Origin of the sequence: Oryzifoliimicrobium ureilyticum, assembly GCF_037199735.1 — a bacterium.
GTDB classification, from domain to species: Bacteria; Pseudomonadota; Alphaproteobacteria; order Rhizobiales; family Rhizobiaceae; genus Rhizobium; species Rhizobium ureilyticus.
The window spans coordinates 59,486-75,553 of the sequence record NZ_JBBBVQ010000006.1 but is presented as its reverse complement, the minus strand read 5'-3'; the positions used below and the strand labels follow the sequence as shown (position 1 = coordinate 75,553).

The 16,068-nt window shown below is 57.1% G+C and carries 16 protein-coding genes; 6 read left to right on the top strand and 10 right to left on the bottom strand.

What is annotated here, in order from left to right:
• Positions 1 to 139: 139 nt before the first annotated feature.
• The 5 genes from olsB to VQ830_RS10210 all read right to left on the bottom strand — a co-directional run bounded on the left by olsB (position 140) and on the right by VQ830_RS10210 (position 5,898).
• Positions 140 to 1,015: a l-ornithine N(alpha)-acyltransferase gene (gene olsB, locus VQ830_RS10230; RefSeq protein ID WP_337267997.1), complete on the bottom strand. Its 876-nt coding sequence runs from the start codon at positions 1,013 to 1,015 to the stop codon at positions 140 to 142.
• A gap of 99 nt (positions 1,016 to 1,114) precedes the next feature.
• On the bottom strand, positions 1,115 to 3,367 hold the full coding sequence (locus VQ830_RS10225; protein WP_337268166.1) for a hybrid sensor histidine kinase/response regulator: 2,253 nt from the start codon (positions 3,365 to 3,367) through the stop codon (positions 1,115 to 1,117).
• Between the two features lie 55 nt (positions 3,368 to 3,422).
• Positions 3,423 to 3,953 carry a signal peptidase II gene (lspA, locus tag VQ830_RS10220; protein WP_337267996.1) on the bottom strand — a complete coding sequence of 177 codons (531 nt, stop codon included), beginning with the start codon at positions 3,951 to 3,953 and terminating at the stop codon, positions 3,423 to 3,425.
• Positions 3,950 to 4,807, bottom strand: coding sequence for a TrmH family RNA methyltransferase (locus VQ830_RS10215; RefSeq protein ID WP_337267995.1), 858 nt, complete (start codon positions 4,805 to 4,807; stop codon positions 3,950 to 3,952). Before VQ830_RS10215 ends, lspA begins: the two co-directional genes overlap by 4 nt.
• Positions 4,804 to 5,898 (bottom strand): class I SAM-dependent methyltransferase, encoded by a 1,095-nt coding sequence (locus VQ830_RS10210; RefSeq protein ID WP_337267994.1) that lies wholly within the window; start codon positions 5,896 to 5,898, stop codon positions 4,804 to 4,806. The genes VQ830_RS10215 and VQ830_RS10210 overlap by 4 nt, the downstream gene beginning before the upstream one ends.
• 112 nt (positions 5,899 to 6,010) lie before the next feature.
• Here VQ830_RS10210 and VQ830_RS10205 point away from each other — a divergent pair, with 112 nt between their 5' ends.
• Positions 6,011 to 6,478, top strand: coding sequence for an SRPBCC family protein (locus VQ830_RS10205; protein ID WP_337267993.1), 468 nt, complete (start codon positions 6,011 to 6,013; stop codon positions 6,476 to 6,478).
• Positions 6,475 to 6,945, top strand: coding sequence for a GNAT family N-acetyltransferase (locus VQ830_RS10200; protein ID WP_337267992.1), 471 nt, complete (start codon positions 6,475 to 6,477; stop codon positions 6,943 to 6,945). Before VQ830_RS10205 ends, VQ830_RS10200 begins: the two co-directional genes overlap by 4 nt.
• Here the strand turns inward: VQ830_RS10200 and VQ830_RS10195 are convergent.
• Positions 6,942 to 7,832: an LOG family protein gene (locus VQ830_RS10195; RefSeq protein WP_337268165.1), complete on the bottom strand. Its 891-nt coding sequence runs from the start codon at positions 7,830 to 7,832 to the stop codon at positions 6,942 to 6,944. The genes VQ830_RS10200 and VQ830_RS10195 overlap by 4 nt on opposite strands.
• Positions 7,833 to 8,011: 179 nt before the next feature.
• On the opposite strand from VQ830_RS10195, the gene dapD reads away from it, so the two are divergent.
• The 3 genes from dapD (at position 8,012) to VQ830_RS10180 (ending at position 10,719) form a co-directional block, all read left to right on the top strand.
• Entirely contained in the window at positions 8,012 to 8,872 is an 861-nt protein-coding gene (gene dapD, locus VQ830_RS10190; protein WP_337267991.1) for a 2,3,4,5-tetrahydropyridine-2,6-dicarboxylate N-succinyltransferase, read from the top strand.
• Between the two features lie 70 nt (positions 8,873 to 8,942).
• Positions 8,943 to 10,136, top strand: a complete 1,194-nt coding sequence (gene dapE, locus VQ830_RS10185; protein WP_337267990.1) for a succinyl-diaminopimelate desuccinylase — start codon at positions 8,943 to 8,945, stop codon at positions 10,134 to 10,136.
• Positions 10,123 to 10,719 carry a hypothetical protein gene (locus VQ830_RS10180; protein ID WP_337267989.1) on the top strand — a complete coding sequence of 199 codons (597 nt, stop codon included), beginning with the start codon at positions 10,123 to 10,125 and terminating at the stop codon, positions 10,717 to 10,719. The genes dapE and VQ830_RS10180 overlap by 14 nt, the downstream gene beginning before the upstream one ends.
• 43 nt (positions 10,720 to 10,762) lie before the next feature.
• Here the strand turns inward: VQ830_RS10180 and truA are convergent, their stop codons facing one another.
• The 4 genes from truA to VQ830_RS10160 form a co-directional block, all read right to left on the bottom strand.
• A complete protein-coding gene (truA, locus tag VQ830_RS10175; RefSeq protein WP_337267988.1) occupies positions 10,763 to 11,557 on the bottom strand; it encodes a tRNA pseudouridine(38-40) synthase TruA in 795 nt (264 codons plus the stop codon).
• A complete protein-coding gene (fmt, locus tag VQ830_RS10170) occupies positions 11,557 to 12,498 on the bottom strand; it encodes a methionyl-tRNA formyltransferase (protein ID WP_337267987.1) in 942 nt (313 codons plus the stop codon). The genes truA and fmt overlap by 1 nt, the downstream gene beginning before the upstream one ends.
• Positions 12,499 to 12,572: 74 nt before the next feature.
• Positions 12,573 to 13,088, bottom strand: coding sequence for a peptide deformylase (gene def, locus VQ830_RS10165; protein ID WP_337267986.1), 516 nt, complete (start codon positions 13,086 to 13,088; stop codon positions 12,573 to 12,575).
• 77 nt (positions 13,089 to 13,165) lie between these two features.
• Positions 13,166 to 14,662, bottom strand: coding sequence for a methyl-accepting chemotaxis protein (locus tag VQ830_RS10160; protein ID WP_337267985.1), 1,497 nt, complete (start codon positions 14,660 to 14,662; stop codon positions 13,166 to 13,168).
• 175 nt (positions 14,663 to 14,837) lie between these two features.
• On the opposite strand from VQ830_RS10160, the gene VQ830_RS10155 reads away from it, so the two are divergent.
• Positions 14,838 to 16,040: a DNA recombination protein RmuC gene (locus VQ830_RS10155; protein ID WP_337267984.1), complete on the top strand. Its 1,203-nt coding sequence runs from the start codon at positions 14,838 to 14,840 to the stop codon at positions 16,038 to 16,040.
• Positions 16,041 to 16,068: the final 28 nt, after the last annotated feature.

Genomic DNA, 16,068 nt, shown 5'->3' with positions numbered 1-16,068 from the left:
GAGCGGTCAAAGGAGCTCGCTCTTCGATAAAGAAACGATGTGAGGCGCTTCGCGCCTTACCAGGCGCCTCAACGGTACTCAGATCTTCCCCGATACCGCCGCAACCGTAATGTCGGCCGCCGCATTTGTCTGTCTGCACTCAGCTTGCAAAGCGGCCGGCATCGACGCCATAGTAATTCAGATAGCGATCGGAAATGCGCGCAATCGGCAGGACGATGAGCACGTCGGTCGTGTTGAACGCCTTGTCGATCACGGCATCCGATCCCACGGATGCGCCCAGGCGCAGGTATCCCTTCACCAAAGGCGGCAAAGCAGAGAGCGCTTTCTTCGCGTTGATCTCCTCTGCTGGCATCAGGTTCATGCTTTCGGCGAGTTCAGGGCGCGCCTTGACGGCCCACTCATCCTTGGCTGCCACATTGTGGTAAAGAAACGAGAGCGCCAACGCATGCTCTGCTGGATCGATGCCGGGGAAAGAGGCACAGCCAAACATCGCGCCCATGCCGAATCGCAGTGCATAGGCCCAGTTGCCCTGCCAGAGCAGCTCAAGCGTCCGCTTGCTGCGATATTCGGGCAGAACGCACGAACGGCCGAGCTCCATGAAGCGTGTTTCGGGGTGGCGCGCCAGAAGCGGCTGGATATCGAATTCGGAAGCCGAGTAAAATCCGCCGTTCGCCACGGCGATTTCCTGCCTCAGAAGGCGGTAGGTGCCGACGATCTGATCTTCAGTATCGCCTTCGATCGAGCGATCAAGCACCAGTAGATGGTCGCAAAAACTGTCATAGGCATCGAAGTCGCGTTGGCGGCGCATGGCGTCCTGCGGCAACTGCGCTTTCATTTCGTCCACAAAGACACGATAGCGAATGGCCTGCGCAGCATCGACTTCACGGGCAGTGCGCGCCAGTCTCGTTTCAAAATTCCCTATGCGGCCGAGAACGTCGCTGTCGGCGCCAGCTGCGCCTGTTGGGGACAGGGCGGCTCCGCGGTTAAGGTCACGATCAAGAATGTCAACTGACATGGCGCTTCTCCGGTTGCCGGCTCATGACACGCCATAAACCACTTCTCTACGACAGGAAAGTGACATTTGATAAGCAAGAAGCGTGCCGATCGACATCATTTAACGCGCTTGTGCGCGCGGGACCGAAACCGCTGCAACTGCTCGAACCTCCGTGAGCAGTCTCATCGGATCGACGGGCTTTACAATGACGCGGTTTGCTCCGTTGAGCAAGACTTGTCTGCGCGTTTCGTCGCGTGTGTCCCCTGTCAGTACGATAATCGGAAGGTGGGGCAACGAAAGCCGACGTTCGTGAGAGCGTAGCCGGCCAAGAATAGTTTTGCCGTCGCCGCCGGGCATGGAAAGATCCGTGATGATGATATGCGGGCGCATCGTCGGGTCATCCGTGAGCGCAATGTCAAGAAGACTTTCAAAATCAGCAACATGACGGATCTTATGGCCGGCCTTTTCCAAGATCGCCTTTGCGAGGATGGCATTGATCGGATCATCTTCCCCGACCAGAATATCCAATCCTTCCTCAATGTCCTGATGTGGCGGCACGATGGCAAGACCGGGCGCAAGATCGGTCGTAAGATCGCGACGTTCTACGCCGTGCATGCGTCCACGCAGGACATCGATGAGGGATTGTTCCCGCAAAGGCCGAATCAGCCAGGCATCGAAGATATCGGGCGAGTAGGCGCTTCGCTCTTCCGGATTGACGAGAAAGATCTTGCGCAGAGGTGTTCCGGGCACAGCAAGTTTCTGGCCGGCAAGATGGGCCGTGAATTCACTGGATGATCTATGGTCGACGATGAGATCGGTGGCGGGCGTTCCATTGCCCGACATGGTGTCGAGAAGCTGCTTTGCAGTGCGACCATCGGCAGCGAAATGACAGGTGCCACCAAGTTGTTGGATGGTTTCGGCAATGGCCGCCGCACCGGGACCTTCCGGTGCAAAAAGAATGACGTTGCTCGAACTGAGAAGACGGGGTCTGTCTTCATCGGCTTTGCGACGGATTCCCGATTGATTGATCGGGAAGCGGATTGCGAACGTGCTCCCTTTGCCTTTTTGGCTGATAACCGTAATCGATCCGCCGAACTCCTGGATGATCCGTGCCGAGATGGATAGTCCAAGACCCGTGCCGTCACGTTTGGATGTTAGCGTACCCGCCTGTTCGAATTCCTCGAAAACGCGCTCTTGTTCTTCCGCGGTCATCCCAGGGCCTGTATCGATGACGTCGATTGTCAGCGCCTCGCCGGCGTCCATGCCGACGCGTACGAGAACGCCGCCCTTTTTCGTGAACTTGACTGCATTACCCACAACGTTGAAGAGAACCTGACGCAAGCGCGCCACATCAAAGTCAAGCCTTTCGGGGATCTCCGCGGCAAAGGTTGCGCCTATTTCGATCTGCTTGTCGTGCGCACGATGGGCAAGCATCTCGACAACGCTCTCCAGCAAAGCGCGTGGCGATTCCAGACTTGTGCGCAGGTTGAAGCGACCAACTTCGATAGTCGAAAAGTCAAGCAGGTCTTCAACGAGCTGCGTCAATGCGTAACCCGACTGACGGATGCTGGTCAGATAACTTTCCTGCTCCCGCGTCAGCCGAGTTTGGGCCAGAAGATGTGTCATCCCCAAAATGCCCGAGAGTGGCGTGCGGATTTCATGGCTGACCGTCGCCAACAAACGCGATTTGGCGGCACTGTGGAACTCCGCCTTGCGGCAGGCCTCTTCCACGGCAAGAACTGCGGCCCGCTCGCCCGTTACGTCGCGCGCAACGCTTTGGATAACCAGTTTTCCCGTGATCTCGTTGCGTGTGATGACATCGTGCCAGTCAAAAATCCGCTGTCCGTCCGGAGTGGAAATCTCGACATGATAGCGATGAGGTTCTCCGCTCGGTCGAAAGGCGATGCCGATTTCCTCGCAGGTCAGTCCGACAGGGCGCAGGCAACCAGTGAGTTGTCGGAACGTCTCATTGGCCGCAACAATGCGCTGGTTCGTCCCGCGCGTGACGGTAATGTCACCCAGGACGTCATGGATCCCGGCGAAAAGACGGACGTTCCCATGATCGAACTTGGTTTCCGCGATGGCCGCTGCCTTACGATGCTTCGTATCCAGGAGATACAAACTGATTGCGATGGTTGAGCCTACGATTGACGCGGCGGCGATGATGCTAGCCGCTACCGCGGCCGAAAAAAGTGCAAGAAGCAGAAGGGCGCCGAACGCGATCCCGAAGCCGCCGAGCCAACATGCCGCGACCTTCGGGACGAAGCCGCGCCCGATGGTCAAGCGTGGTTCAACCAATTCAAGCGGGGATGCCTCGGCCTGTTGTCCGAAAGCCTTCCGAAATTTTTCTCGCAGAGAGGCATAGGTCATCATGGCTTTGCTATAACACAAAGCCCGTTCCCATTATCTTTGAGAGAAGCCTATAATTTTACTGATCGGCTTTTTTCGTTTTGATGAGTTCGTCCAGGATCACGGCGCCAGCACCAATCGTGATGAAGCTATCGGCCAGATTAAAGACGGCGAAGGACCAAGTTTCGGTATGGAAGAGGACGTAATCAATCACATGGCCGTACGCGAAACGGTCGATCAAATTGCCAAGTGCCCCCGAGATAATCAGCGCGTACCCGAGATGGGCAAGGTGCCGATCCTTGGCGGTGTGCCGCCACATCCATAAGACAAAGCAGACAATGACGATACGCAGACCAACGATAAACCATCCATGCGCATCGGACAGCATGGAGAAGGCGACGCCGAGATTGTAGGTGCGGTAAAGCGCCAACATCGGAATGACCGGCACCGCTTCCTGCAAGGGCAAAAGGTGGTCGACCGCAACCTTGACGATCTGGTCCAGAACAACCGCTATAAGAACAAAAATGAAGATCGGCGCTGGACGCGAAAGAAGCGCTATCCTCGGCGCATCAGCCGATCGATCGCCGTTGTCGTTGATTTTATCAGTCATGAATCCTCAGAAAGCGAAAGAAGGTGACGCCGTGCTTCAAACAGCATCACGCCGCTGGCCACAGCCAGATTGAGCGAATCGGCGCGCCCTTGTTGGGGAATTCGCGCCAAGGCATCGGCTTGTCGGGCAAGCGTTTCGGGTAGACCGGATTGTTCGTTGCCCATCAGAAGGACCGTCGGCTTTTTTCGATAGTCAATACGGCGATAATCGATCGCCCCCGCAAGATGCGTCGCTACGAGATAGGCACTTACTTTCTTTTTCCAAGTGACAAAGTCCTGCTCGCTGGCGCGCGCGATCTTCACGGCAAAGATGGAGCCCATCGTCGCACGTACCGTTTCAAGCGAAAAAGGATCTGTCGTTTCACCAACCAGGATAACGCCTGCCGCGCCCGCAGCATCGGCCGTCCTGATGATCGTACCAAGATTGCCGGGATCGCGCACACGATCGAGGGCAATCCATGTGTCATCCGCTTCGAGCGTGATGTCGCTGAGGTTTGTCCACTGGCTCTGAAAGATGCCAACTACCATCTGCGGATTGTCACGCCGCGTGATCGCCGACAGTACCTTTTCACTGACCTCAAGCACAAGTCCGCCGGCGGCAACGGTCTTGGCCGCCATTTGCTCCACAAGGGGCTTGCCTTTGGCTGCCTTTGCATAAACGAGCGTGCGGATCGACCATCCCAGCTCCATGGCATCGATGATCAGCTTCAGGCCCTCGGCCATGAACGTGCCGGTCTCCTCGCGCGACTTTTTGGCCGAAAGCGCCTTGATGTCCTTGATGATGGGGTTTGTCAGCGACGTGATTTCTTTGACCTGCCCGACACGGCGCGGGCCATCGCGGTAATCCTGGTTCATGCCGGCACCCAGCGAGAAAAGAGAGAAGTCGAAAGAGCACGCCCGCGGCTATTGCCGTCCGCCCCGGTTTCCCGGATCACCAATTCGCCTGACTCGACAACGCCGCCAGCTCCGCGCATCGTCTCGCGCATGAGTTCGTGGATGGAGTAGAAGCTGGCGCGGATCGAATAGGCCGTCAGTACAAGGCCCAGAGCCTTGGGATCGAGCAAGTTGCGGCATATATCGAGCATAAGGGGGAGGTGCTCGAAAAGATGCCAGACCTCGCCATTTGGGCCTCGGCCAAACTTCGGAGGGTCTGTCAAAATGATATCGTAACGATGCCCGCGCCGCTCTTCGCGCAGAATGAACTTCATCGCGTCCTCGCAAATCCACCGGATCGGCTTTTTATCGAGGCCCGATAGCGCCTGATTCTCGCGCGCCCAGCCGATTGCCTTCTTTGACGCATCGACATGGGTCACCTCCGCGCCGGCGGCTGCCGCTACCAGAGAGGCAACGCCCGTGTAGCCAAAGAGGTTTAAAACTTTGAGCGGCCGGCGTGATTGCTCGATCTGCTCGCTCATCCAACGCCAATGAACGAGCTGTTCCGGGAACACGCCAACATGGCGAAACGAGGTAAACCGACCAAGGAAATCGACGCCCAGGAGTTGAAGCGGCCAGGTTTCACCGAGCGCCTGGCGAGGAAAACGCCAGCGTCCCGTGCCTTCTTCGTCCACGTCGCCGGTAAAAACCGCGTCGACCTTTTCCCACATATGCGCGGGCAGGCTGGGTTGCCAAAGTGCCTGTGCCTCAGGTCGAACGATGAGGTAGTCCCCGTATTGTTCAAGCTTAAGGCCATTGCCGCTATCGATGAGGTTAAAATCCTTCTCGCCCGCCGTTTCCAGAATAATGGGAACACGCTCCTGAGGAACGGGACCCTGACGCTGCGAAAGGATGCGTTCCGCAACCGCTGCGGATGATTCTATTTTTTCCGGGGGCGCAGATTTCTTCTGGGGCGTGACGGCCGCTTTCTTGCTGCGGCCGTCTTTTCGTCCTCTGTCGGACGCCGCCCCCGGTCCCGGCATTTTGCCGTTCCGGTTCTCTTTCTGCTTCAAGGTCTCACTCGCCTCTTGATTTCGCTTTTCAATGAGCAAATAGCATCCTGTCTTACCTTGGCAAAGCGCTTTTGGCTGCTGCGGTCATGACGGTGTCGCAGGAGGAGGCCTCATGGATATCACGGGCGGTGAGTTTGACGGCGAGGAGCGCATTAATGCGCCGCGGCTTACAGTGTGGGCTTGCCTGAACGATCCGGATCTTCTGCGTGAGTGCATTCCGGGCTGCCGTAGCCTTGAATGGATATCGGACAATGAGCTTTCTGCCGCGATCAAGATCAGTTTTGGGCCGCTATCGGCAACGTTCAAGGGCGTGATCACACTGTCCAATGTCGTCCCCGGTCGAAGCTACACCCTTTCTGCCGAAGGCAAGGGCGGACTGGCCGGCTTTGCCAAAGGGGCTTGCGATGTCGACCTGGTAGACGATGGAGATGATACGCTCCTGCGTTACCGGGCGCGGGCTGAAGTGGGCGGGCGAATAGCAAAGCTTGGCATGCGCCTCGTCGATTCCACGTCGACAGCACTTGCATCCCGTTTCTTCTCCGATCTGAACGAAGCCATCATGAAAAGGGTTTCGATGTGATTGAGGCAGATAAAGACATTAAAGCTGCAGCCCCATCCATATTTGTCAGGCCTGCGGTTGAACAAGATTGTCAGCGTCTTTGCGACATCTATCTCGCGGTGCGCCGTCAAACCTTTACGTGGGTCTCGCCAGACCATTTCCGGCGCGACGATTTCCTCATGCATTCCAAGGGCGAAGAGCAGCTTATCTGCGAGGTAGATGCGAGTGTCGTCGGCTTCATCTCCGTCTTTCGGCCAGAGAACTTCATTCACATGCTCTTCGTCATGCCAGCTTTTCAGGGGTACGGCGTCGGTGGCGCACTCCTTGCGGCTTTGCCAGGTTGGCCGCAACAGTCTTACCGCCTCAAATGTCTCGTCAAAAACCAGCGCGCCCGCGGATTCTACCTCTCGAAAGGCTTCAAGGTAACCGGATCGGGCGCATCGACTGAAGGCGATTATGAAGAACTGACCTTTGCAGGTCAGCCCTAACGGACAGCGCTTTCAGTCTCAACGTCGCCGTGTTCATAGAAATTGCGAATGATCGCCCAGGCTTCCTCAGCCGTATCCACAAAACTGATCAAATCGAGATCCTCCGGAGCGATCGTCCCGAATTCCGCCAGGGCAGCGAAGTCGACGATCCGGTGCCAGAACTCTTTCCCGAACAGGATAAGTGGCAGTCTTGCCATCCGGCCAGTCTGAATGAGCGTCAGGCATTCGAAGAACTCGTCCAGAGTTCCAAATCCGCCCGGGAAGACGGTAATCGCCTTGGCGCGGACCATGAAGTGCATTTTGCGAATGGCAAAATAGTGGAAGTTGAAGCTGAACTCCGGTGTGACATAGGGGTTTGGCGCCTGCTCGTGCGGCAAAACGATGTTGAGGCCGATGGAGGGGGCGCCTTCATCCGCAGCGCCGCGATTTCCTGCCTCCATGACTCCAGGGCCGCCGCCGGTCACGATCACATATTCGCGGAAGTTGAAGCGCGCTGAATAGCGAGAGCACAGCTGCGCAAATTTGCGAGCCTCATCGTAATAGACCGAAGCTGCCTCCAGATTTTTCCGCTGAGTTTCGTTGCGCGCAGCCCAAGCGCTTTGCCCGGGAGCTGGAATACGCGCGCCGCCGAACATCACGACCGTCGAGGTGATACCTTTTTCCGATAGGAACATTTCCGGCTTCAAAAGCTCGAGCTGTAGCCGAATCGGCCGCAACTCCTCACGGCAAAGGAATTCTTCGTCGGCATAGGCAAGACGATAGGCTGGAGAGGCGGTTTGCGGCGTTTTTGGCACGGCCTCCGCACGAGCCTTGTCCGAACTGCTCGTTTTTAGCGGATCCCAGACGCCGTCTTTGCGCCGCATGCCGCCATTTCTTGCCTTTGCCATTTCCATGCCTTTCATGCGAGTGTGCCCGTGGGGCAGGTCGCCGTTCCAGTTCACTATCTTCGGAACGGAAAATCGTTCCATTTCGCTCGCGCTTGCGATACAGCAAACGGCGTCCGACCACTACTCGTCCGTCCAAGCTGCTTGCCTCGATCATAACGTTCGACATTTAAGGATTTCCGATGACCGCCAGCGATATTTCCTCTCTTGAGAAAACGATTGAAAACGCCTTCGATAACCGCGATGGCATCAACACGTCGACCAAAGGTGAAGTTCGCGACGCAGTGGATGCGGCGCTTTCATTGCTGGATTCGGGTGAGGCGCGGGTTGCGGAGCGTGGACATGACGGCGCCTGGACGGTCAATCAGTGGCTGAAAAAGGCTGTGCTTCTTTCGTTCCGGCTCAACGACATGGATGTTGTCAAAGGTGGGTCCGGCAATTCTACCTGGTGGGACAAGGTCCCCTCGAAATTCGAGCATTGGGGTGAGAATCAATTCCGCGCCGCGGGCTTCCGTGCGGTGCCAAATTGTGTAGTGCGCCGCTCTGCCTACATCGCCAAGAATGTCGTGTTGATGCCTTCCTTCGTCAATCTGGGTGCTTATGTCGATGAGGGCACGATGGTGGACACCTGGGCAACGGTCGGTTCCTGCGCCCAGATCGGCAAGAATGTCCATCTGTCCGGCGGTGTCGGGATTGGCGGCGTTTTGGAGCCGATGCAGGCCGGCCCGACCATTATCGAAGACAACTGCTTTATCGGTGCGCGTTCTGAAGTCGTCGAGGGTTGCATCATCCGCGAAGGCTCTGTGCTTGGCATGGGGGTCTATATCGGTAAGTCGACGAAGATCGTGGACCGCGCGACGGGCGAGGTCATGTACGGCGAAGTGCCGCCCTATTCAGTCGTTGTTGCTGGCTCCATGCCGTCCGGCAGCGGTGTGATGGGCAATGGCCAACCCGCCCCGCATCTTTACTGCGCCGTGATCGTCAAGCGCGTGGATGAGAAGACGAGGTCGAAGACCGGGATCAACGAACTTCTCCGCGATTGATCTTGAGGGATGGCAAGCCCTGATCGGTTTGCCATCGACCTGCCACTCCCGTCGCATAAGATCCTAGGTCATGACGATTACCGATCCCGTCCTCAATCTCCAGACTCTCATCCGTTGCCCATCGGTTACTCCGAACGAGGGCGGCGCCCTTACGGCCTTGAATGATATGCTCGGCTCCCTCGGTTTTTCGGTTGAGAGAATGACCGCGAGCAGCGACGGTACGCCCGATATCGAAAACCTCTATGCGCGGCTCGGACAAGACAGCCCACATCTGATGTTTGCCGGGCATACCGATGTCGTTCCGGCCGGCGACGAGAGCGCATGGCGTCACCCGCCCTTCGCCGCTATTCTGGAAGCGGGCACGTTGTTCGGCCGTGGCGCGGTCGACATGAAGGGAGGCGTGGCCTGTTTCGTGGCGGCGGTTGCGCGTCATCTGGAAAAGCACGGTTCCCCGAAGGGTTCGATTTCGTTTCTCATCACCGGAGACGAGGAGGGGCCGGCGATCAATGGAACGATAAAACTCCTCGAATGGGCTGCCGCCAAGGGAGAACAATGGGATGCGTGTCTCGTTGGCGAGCCGACCAATCCAGATCAGCTCGGCGATATGATCAAGATCGGCCGTCGTGGCTCGCTGTCCGGGCGCATCATCGTACACGGCGTCCAGGGTCATGCGGCCTATCCGCACCTTGCCGACAATCCGGTGCGAGGTCTCCTGCAGTTGTGTGATGCGCTGTTAGCGACGCCTTTCGATAATGGGACCGCCGACTTTCAGCCATCCAACCTTGAAATTACAACCATCGACGTTGGCAACAGCGCGACGAACGTCATTCCGGCGCGCGCCACAGCAGCTTTCAATATTCGCTTCAACGACACCTGGACGGCACAATCCCTGCAAGCTGAGATCATTCAGCGCCTGGAGCGTGCAGCGGCCGATCAGCACTTGCGGCAGGGGCGTGAGCCGGCTCGCTTTGACATTGTGTGGGCAGAGCGCCCAAGTCACGTCTTCCTCACGCGTGACGATGCACTGATCGATTCGCTTTCCTCAGCCGTTGAAAAGGAAACGGGCCGACGCCCGACGCTCTCCACCAGCGGTGGAACCTCCGATGCGCGGTTCATCAAGGACTACTGCCCTGTCGTCGAGTTTGGCTTGGTGGGTAAGACCATGCATATGGTCGATGAGTGCGTTGAGGTCTTGGATCTTGAAGTGCTTACGCGGATCTACGAAACATTTATCCATCACTGGTTCCAGAATGCCCAGCTTTAGAGAAGTCCAGTACTATCTCGCCGGACTTTGGCTGCTGATTTGCAGGGATGTGCGCGGCTTTCGCTTCCTCGATATAACGGACCGAGGATTGTCGAGATCGTTCTGGGCCATCCTCTGGTGCTTGCCACCGACGGGCATTTCATGGCTATGGTGGCGGCGGGCTTTTTTACGCTCCATGCCAGCAGATGTGGATGTCGGCTCGCTGTTTTATTTTCGGCTCGGTCTCATTGAGCTATCGAACTGGGTCGTCCCCTTCATTTTCGCCGGCTTCATCTTGCTCTTCTTTCGATTGGAGGACAGGTTCTCTCCTATCGTCGTGACCATGAACTGGCTTGGCGTTCCGCTTGCCTATATCAACGGCCTGCTGCTCGCGCTGCTCTTTTTCCTGCCTGATCTCGCTGGGCTCATATCCATCTTGATGCTCGTCTTTACCATCGGACAGGTCTTTATCGTTGCTCGGATGATGAGAATGATCTTCAAAGGTCAGGGATTGATGGCCGGAGCTATGACCTTATCCCTATTGGTGCCGTCGTTGATCCTGTCGGAGTATCTCCAGCGCTTTCTGGATGTGTATCCTGCCTGATACCCAACGGACGGCGCGGCTTCGCGTTCGGATCAAAGGCGCGTCACGAGAGATCTTCGCTTTCCGGTATGGCCTGCCGCTGGGTAATCACCTCGGGATAATCGACCTGCATGAAGTAAAGACCGTCGGGCGGTGCGACGGGGCCGCACGCCTTTCTGTCTCGCGCATCAAGGGCGGCACGCACATCGGCTGGCGTCCATTTGCCTTCCCCGGCAAGCTTTAGCGTTCCGGCAAAGGAGCGGATCTGGTTATGCAGGAAACTTTGCGCGGTGGCCCGGATTTCAATCAGATCGCCCTGCCTTGTCACATCCAGCCGATCGAGCGTTCGCACCGGGCTGTTGGCCTGGCAATGGGCAGATCGAAAGGTGGTGAAATCGTGCTTGCCAACAAGGGTCTGGGCCGCTTCATGCATGGCCTCGTGATCGAGCGACTTTGCCACCCACCAGGCCTTTCCCGATTCGAGCGCCAGGGGAGCTCGTCGCGTGATAATCCGGTAAAGGTAATGACGCCGCAACGCGGAAAAGCGTGCGTCGAAAAATTCACTGACCGGTTCGACGCTTAAAATCGCAACGCGTTCACCACCAATTTTTAGATGGGCATTCAGCGCATTTTGCAGCTTAAAGGCCGACCATGGCTTTTCGAGATCAACATGCACAACCTGCCCAAGCGCGTGAACGCCGGAATCGGTGCGGCCTGCTCCGCGGATCGAAACCACTTCCCCGCTCGCCGAAAGCACCGCCGCCTCGATCGCACCTTGCACGGACGGGCCGTTATCTTGACGCTGCCAGCCCACATAAGGTGCGCCGTCGTATTCCACGGTCAGTCGATAACGTTGCATCAAGCCAATCTCATGCCAACCGTGATCTGTGATCCGCGAAGGAACTCCGCCGCGGGAAGGGGCCGTCCACCAGCCTTTTGCAGCAGCGTCAATCTCACCGCGTCGCTGCCGCAGGCAACGACCAGTTCACTGCCACTTTCTAAAACGAAGCCCGGTTCGCCCGCGCCAGATGCTCGCTCGCTGCGCAGCACCTTGATACGCTCCTGTTTACCGCCGATTTCCACCTCGCACCAGGCGCCAGGCGCAGGTGATAGGGCGCGGATATGGTTGTGAACCTCTTCGGCCGCTTTACCAAAATCGATGCGTGTTTCGCCTTTTTCGATCTTGGACGCATAGAGCGCGCCTTCCTCAGGCTGCGGCGTAAGCACAATGCTCCCAGATTCGAGCCCGACCATTGCCTCAGCCATAGCACGCGCACCGACATGCATCAGCTTGTCATGCAGTTCGCCTGCGGTCATATCCGGCCCGATCTCGACTTCACGTGTCAAAGCCACGGGTCCCGTATCGAGGCCTTTGTCCATCTTCATGATCATCATGCCGGTCTTGTGGTCGCCAGCCATGATTGCCCTTTGAATGGGGGCAGCGCCGCGCCAGCGCGGTAGCAGCGAAGCATGACCGTTGTAGCAGCCATATCTGGTGCCGTTTAAGATCGCTTCGGGCAGGAGCAGTCCGTAAGCAACGACAACGGCTACATCGGCCTTTATCTCGCGAAACTGCTGTCGATCCTCGTCCGATTTAAAATTGACCGGCGTGAAGACGGGAATGCCGAGAAGCTCGGCGGCCTGATGGACCGGCGATTTTTGAAGATCGAGGCCCCGACGGCCGCCAGGACGGGGCGGCTGCGTGTAAACGGCGGCGATCTGATGACCCGCATCCTTCAGAAGACGCAATGTCGGAACGGAAAATTCCGGCGTTCCCATAAATACGATGCGAAGCGACATCAGCTACCTGCCGTTAATGCGATGGGTCGAAGAAGGCCGCAAAGGCGGACCGAGCGTCCGGCTCGAAGGTCACTTTAGATAGCCTTGGTCTTTGCAGCTTTCGTAAACTTCTTGACCACCATATCACGCTTCAGCCTTGAAATATGGTCGATGAACAGAACACCGTTCAGATGGTCCATCTCGTGCTGCAGGCAGGTCGCAAGCAGACCGTCGGCATCGACTTCTTGCTGTTTACCGTCGCGATCGAGAAACTTCACCTTCACTTTGGCCGGGCGTTCGACTTCGGCATAGTAATCCGGAATGGAAAGGCAGCCCTCTTCATAAACAGATCGTTCGTCGGAAGACGTCACGATCTCGGGGTTGATGAAGACCTGCGGCTGTTTCTCTTCCCCTTCGCGCGCCACATCGATGACGAGAAGACGGCGGGGTACACCAATCTGGATCGCAGCCAAGCCAATGCCAGGCGCGTCATACATGGTCTCCAACATGTCATCCGCCAACCGCTTTACGTCTTCGTCAATCGTTTCGACAGGCTTGGAAACCTGGCGCAGCAGTGGGTCGGGCAGAATAATCAGGGGCTTGATGGTCATGGCGTTCCCATAACGCATCTTTTCGGCCGATGGAATGGGGCGGCATCGTCAAAACATGTGCCGCCCTTTAAAAACCATCAAGCGACCTTGCGGGCCGGGCGTGCATAGCCTCCCGCGTGGCTCGTTTGAAAGCTGCGCAGCAACGAAATAAGTTTTTCGACGTCGTCTCTGAGGCGCTGGGTTTCCAGCGAGGTGCGTTCGACCATGCCGGAGTTCTGCTGCGTGATCGAATCCATGTTGCGAATGGCCACGCTGACTTCATTGACGCCTGTTGCTTGATCGCGCGCCGCGCCGGCAATTTCCGCAACGAAACTGTTGATGCTGTCAATCCGTCCGATCATGTCCTTCAGCGCGTCGCCCGTACTGCTGACGATATCGACGCCTTCATTGACCTGGGTGGAGCTTTCGGAAATCAGATGCTTGATTTCCTTGGCGGCATCGGCGGTGCGTTGTGCAAGTTGGCGCACTTCCTGCGCCACCACCGCAAACCCTTTGCCAGCCTCTCCGGCACGTGCGGCCTCGACCCCGGCGTTGAGCGCCAGAAGATTAGTCTGGAAGGCGATCTCGTCGATGACGCCAATGATCTTCTTGATCTCGCTCGACGATTTTTCGATTTCCGCCATAGCGGAAACCGCGCTGGTCACCAACTCGCCGGAGCTACGCGCCTTGCCTTGCGTCTCGCGCACGGCTTCCGATGCTTTTTGAGCATTGGCAGCGGTCTGGTTGACGCTCACGGACAGTTGTTGAAGCGCGGCAGAGCTTTCCTCGACGCCCGCTGCTTGTTGGGCGGTTCGCAGAGACAGGTCTTCTGTCGCCTTCGATATGGTGGCTGTTCCTTCAAGAATGTCGGCGGACGTCGTTCGCACCGAGTCCATGGAATTGCGCAAAGCTGCAACCGCACGGTTGTAGTGGCTTGCCATGGCGCCGAATTCGCCGGGCAGATCCGTGGGTAACGTGGCGTCAAGATCGCCGTTTGACAAGGCTTCGAGACCGCGGCGCAGATGATCGAGGGCAAGCGCCTTATCCGCCTCTTCCTTCGCGCGGCTTTCCTCTAGCTGTCGGCGCTTTTCCTCCACTTCATCGAGATAAACGGTAACCGCATAGTCCATATCGAGCAAACTGGCGCGGATCACGTCGGCGACCTTCTCCGGCAAAGCCTCATCGCCGCGGCGCCCAAGGAAGTTCTTTTTCTGCGGCGTCAGGAGGGCTTTGACGATCTCGGAAATGATCAGTGCATATCCACCGATATACCAGCGTGGTTGCAGGCCGATTTTCGCGTGAGCCTTGCCAACCGCATTCACGCCGGAGACGTACTTCTCATCGAAGCTGCCGTTGATCAAGTTTCCCCAATGGGTGGCTTGACGTTTCTTGGCATGATCCATGAGGGCGCGGTCGGGGAAAAATTTCGCCGCTGCCGGCGTACGGGCGAGCTTGGCATAAAATTTCTCGAGAGCTTCGACGGCCATCGGCATGACCTGCGGCGCCATTTCACGCAATCTATCACGCGCCGGTCCATCGAGCTCAAGAAAGGCAATGCGCTCCTTGAGGTCGCTGTCAGTTGGCTGAGCCGTCATCCGTATCTACTCCAAAGCATTCATTACATCGCGGGCACTTTCACCGAACATGGTTCACAATCACTTAAGGTTATGGCTTCCCAGCTCTCAGTGCGCGAATAAAGCTACAGTCGGTTGGTGGCGGCCGTTCACGTTTTGATCTAGCCATTTGCGGGATCTTTGTTATGGTCTTTGCATGAACGCACGCATTGAGTCGTTTCCGCCCGCCGATCTCAGTCCCTATTTGATTGGCGCTTCTATCTTCGTGGTCCTGCTTGCAGGCCTTTTTATTTACGTTGCCAAACAAAAGCGGGCTCAGGTTGAGGCTGCCGCGCGCGCTGCAGAAGCCGATGCGCGGCTGTCGGAGCTTTTGAAGGTTCAGTCCGAAATGCAGGGCCGCATTGCGACGATCGCTGACGTCTTTGGCAGCACGCAGGCCGAGTTGACGCGGACGCTGAACGAGCGGCTCGATGGCATGACACAGCGGGTCAGCACGACAATACGCGATCAGACCCAATCCACCCATGAAAATCTTCTTCAGTTGCAGGAAAGGCTTGCGGTCATCGATGCCGCCCAAAGCAATATCCAGACGCTGGCAAAGGATGTCGTTGGCCTGCAGGCGATTTTGTCGAACAAACAGACACGCGGCGCCTTCGGTCAAGCCCGAATGGAAACGATTATCGCCGATGGGCTGCCGATGGGTGCCTATTCGTTTCAGCCGACGCTTTCGAACGGCGCACGTCCTGACTGTACGGTTCACATGCCGAACGGCGCACCGCCGCTTATTATCGACGCAAAGTTTCCTTTGGAAGCGTGGAACGTCAGCCGTGACGCCGCCGGCACCGATGCCGGACGTGCCGCCATTCAGCAATTCCGGCGGGATATGGAAGTCCACATTCGCGATATTGCCGACAAATATCTCATACAGGGCGAAACGCAGGAGACAGCTTTCCTGTTTGTGCCCTCTGAGTCTATCTTTGCTGAGATCCACGAGAATTTCGAAGGACTGGTTCAGCGTGCACATCGCGCCCGCATCGTGATTGTGTCGCCGTCGCTACTGATGCTGTCTATCCAAGTGATCCAGGCCGTACTGAAGGATCAGAAGATGCGCGCGCAGGCGCATGTCATCCAAAACGAAGTCGCGACGTTGATGGTCGATCTAGGCCGCCTGGATGAACGTGTCCGAAAGCTCCAGGGACATTTCTCCATGGCACAGAAAGACGTCGACATGATTGCGACGTCTGCCGACAAGCTGACCAAACGGGGCGCAAGAATAGAAGCGCTGGAGTTCGAAGGCAGCGAGAGCGCCAAAGCCGTGCGCGACGCAGAACTGGCCGCCGCAAAAGCGGCCGAGCAAAGAGCCGGTGTTTTGAAGCTCAGAGTGGTTGACGACGACTAATGTGATCGGGCAGTGTCCCGGCGCAAAT

Bases quoted from the DNA above. Each gene is read 5' to 3' on its own strand.
- VQ830_RS10205 (WP_337267993.1), top strand. From the start codon at position 6,011: ATGGATATCACGGGCGGTGAGTTTGACGGCGAGGAGCGCATTAATGCG.
- VQ830_RS10225 (WP_337268166.1), bottom strand. From the start codon at position 3,367: ATGATGACCTATGCCTCTCTGCGAGAAAAATTTCGGAAGGCTTTCGGA.
- fmt (WP_337267987.1), bottom strand. From the start codon at position 12,498: ATGTCGCTTCGCATCGTATTTATGGGAACGCCGGAATTTTCCGTTCCG.
- def (WP_337267986.1), bottom strand. From the start codon at position 13,088: ATGACCATCAAGCCCCTGATTATTCTGCCCGACCCACTGCTGCGCCAG.
- lspA (WP_337267996.1), bottom strand. From the start codon at position 3,953: ATGACTGATAAAATCAACGACAACGGCGATCGATCGGCTGATGCGCCG.
- truA (WP_337267988.1), bottom strand. From the start codon at position 11,557: ATGCAACGTTATCGACTGACCGTGGAATACGACGGCGCACCTTATGTG.
- dapE (WP_337267990.1), top strand. From the start codon at position 8,943: ATGACGATTACCGATCCCGTCCTCAATCTCCAGACTCTCATCCGTTGC.
- VQ830_RS10160 (WP_337267985.1), bottom strand. From the start codon at position 14,662: ATGACGGCTCAGCCAACTGACAGCGACCTCAAGGAGCGCATTGCCTTT.
- dapD (WP_337267991.1), top strand. From the start codon at position 8,012: ATGACCGCCAGCGATATTTCCTCTCTTGAGAAAACGATTGAAAACGCC.
- VQ830_RS10195 (WP_337268165.1), bottom strand. From the start codon at position 7,832: ATGGCAAAGGCAAGAAATGGCGGCATGCGGCGCAAAGACGGCGTCTGG.
- olsB (WP_337267997.1), bottom strand. From the start codon at position 1,015: ATGTCAGTTGACATTCTTGATCGTGACCTTAACCGCGGAGCCGCCCTG.
- VQ830_RS10215 (WP_337267995.1), bottom strand. From the start codon at position 4,807: ATGAACCAGGATTACCGCGATGGCCCGCGCCGTGTCGGGCAGGTCAAA.
- VQ830_RS10180 (WP_337267989.1), top strand. From the start codon at position 10,123: ATGCCCAGCTTTAGAGAAGTCCAGTACTATCTCGCCGGACTTTGGCTG.
- VQ830_RS10155 (WP_337267984.1), top strand. From the start codon at position 14,838: ATGAACGCACGCATTGAGTCGTTTCCGCCCGCCGATCTCAGTCCCTAT.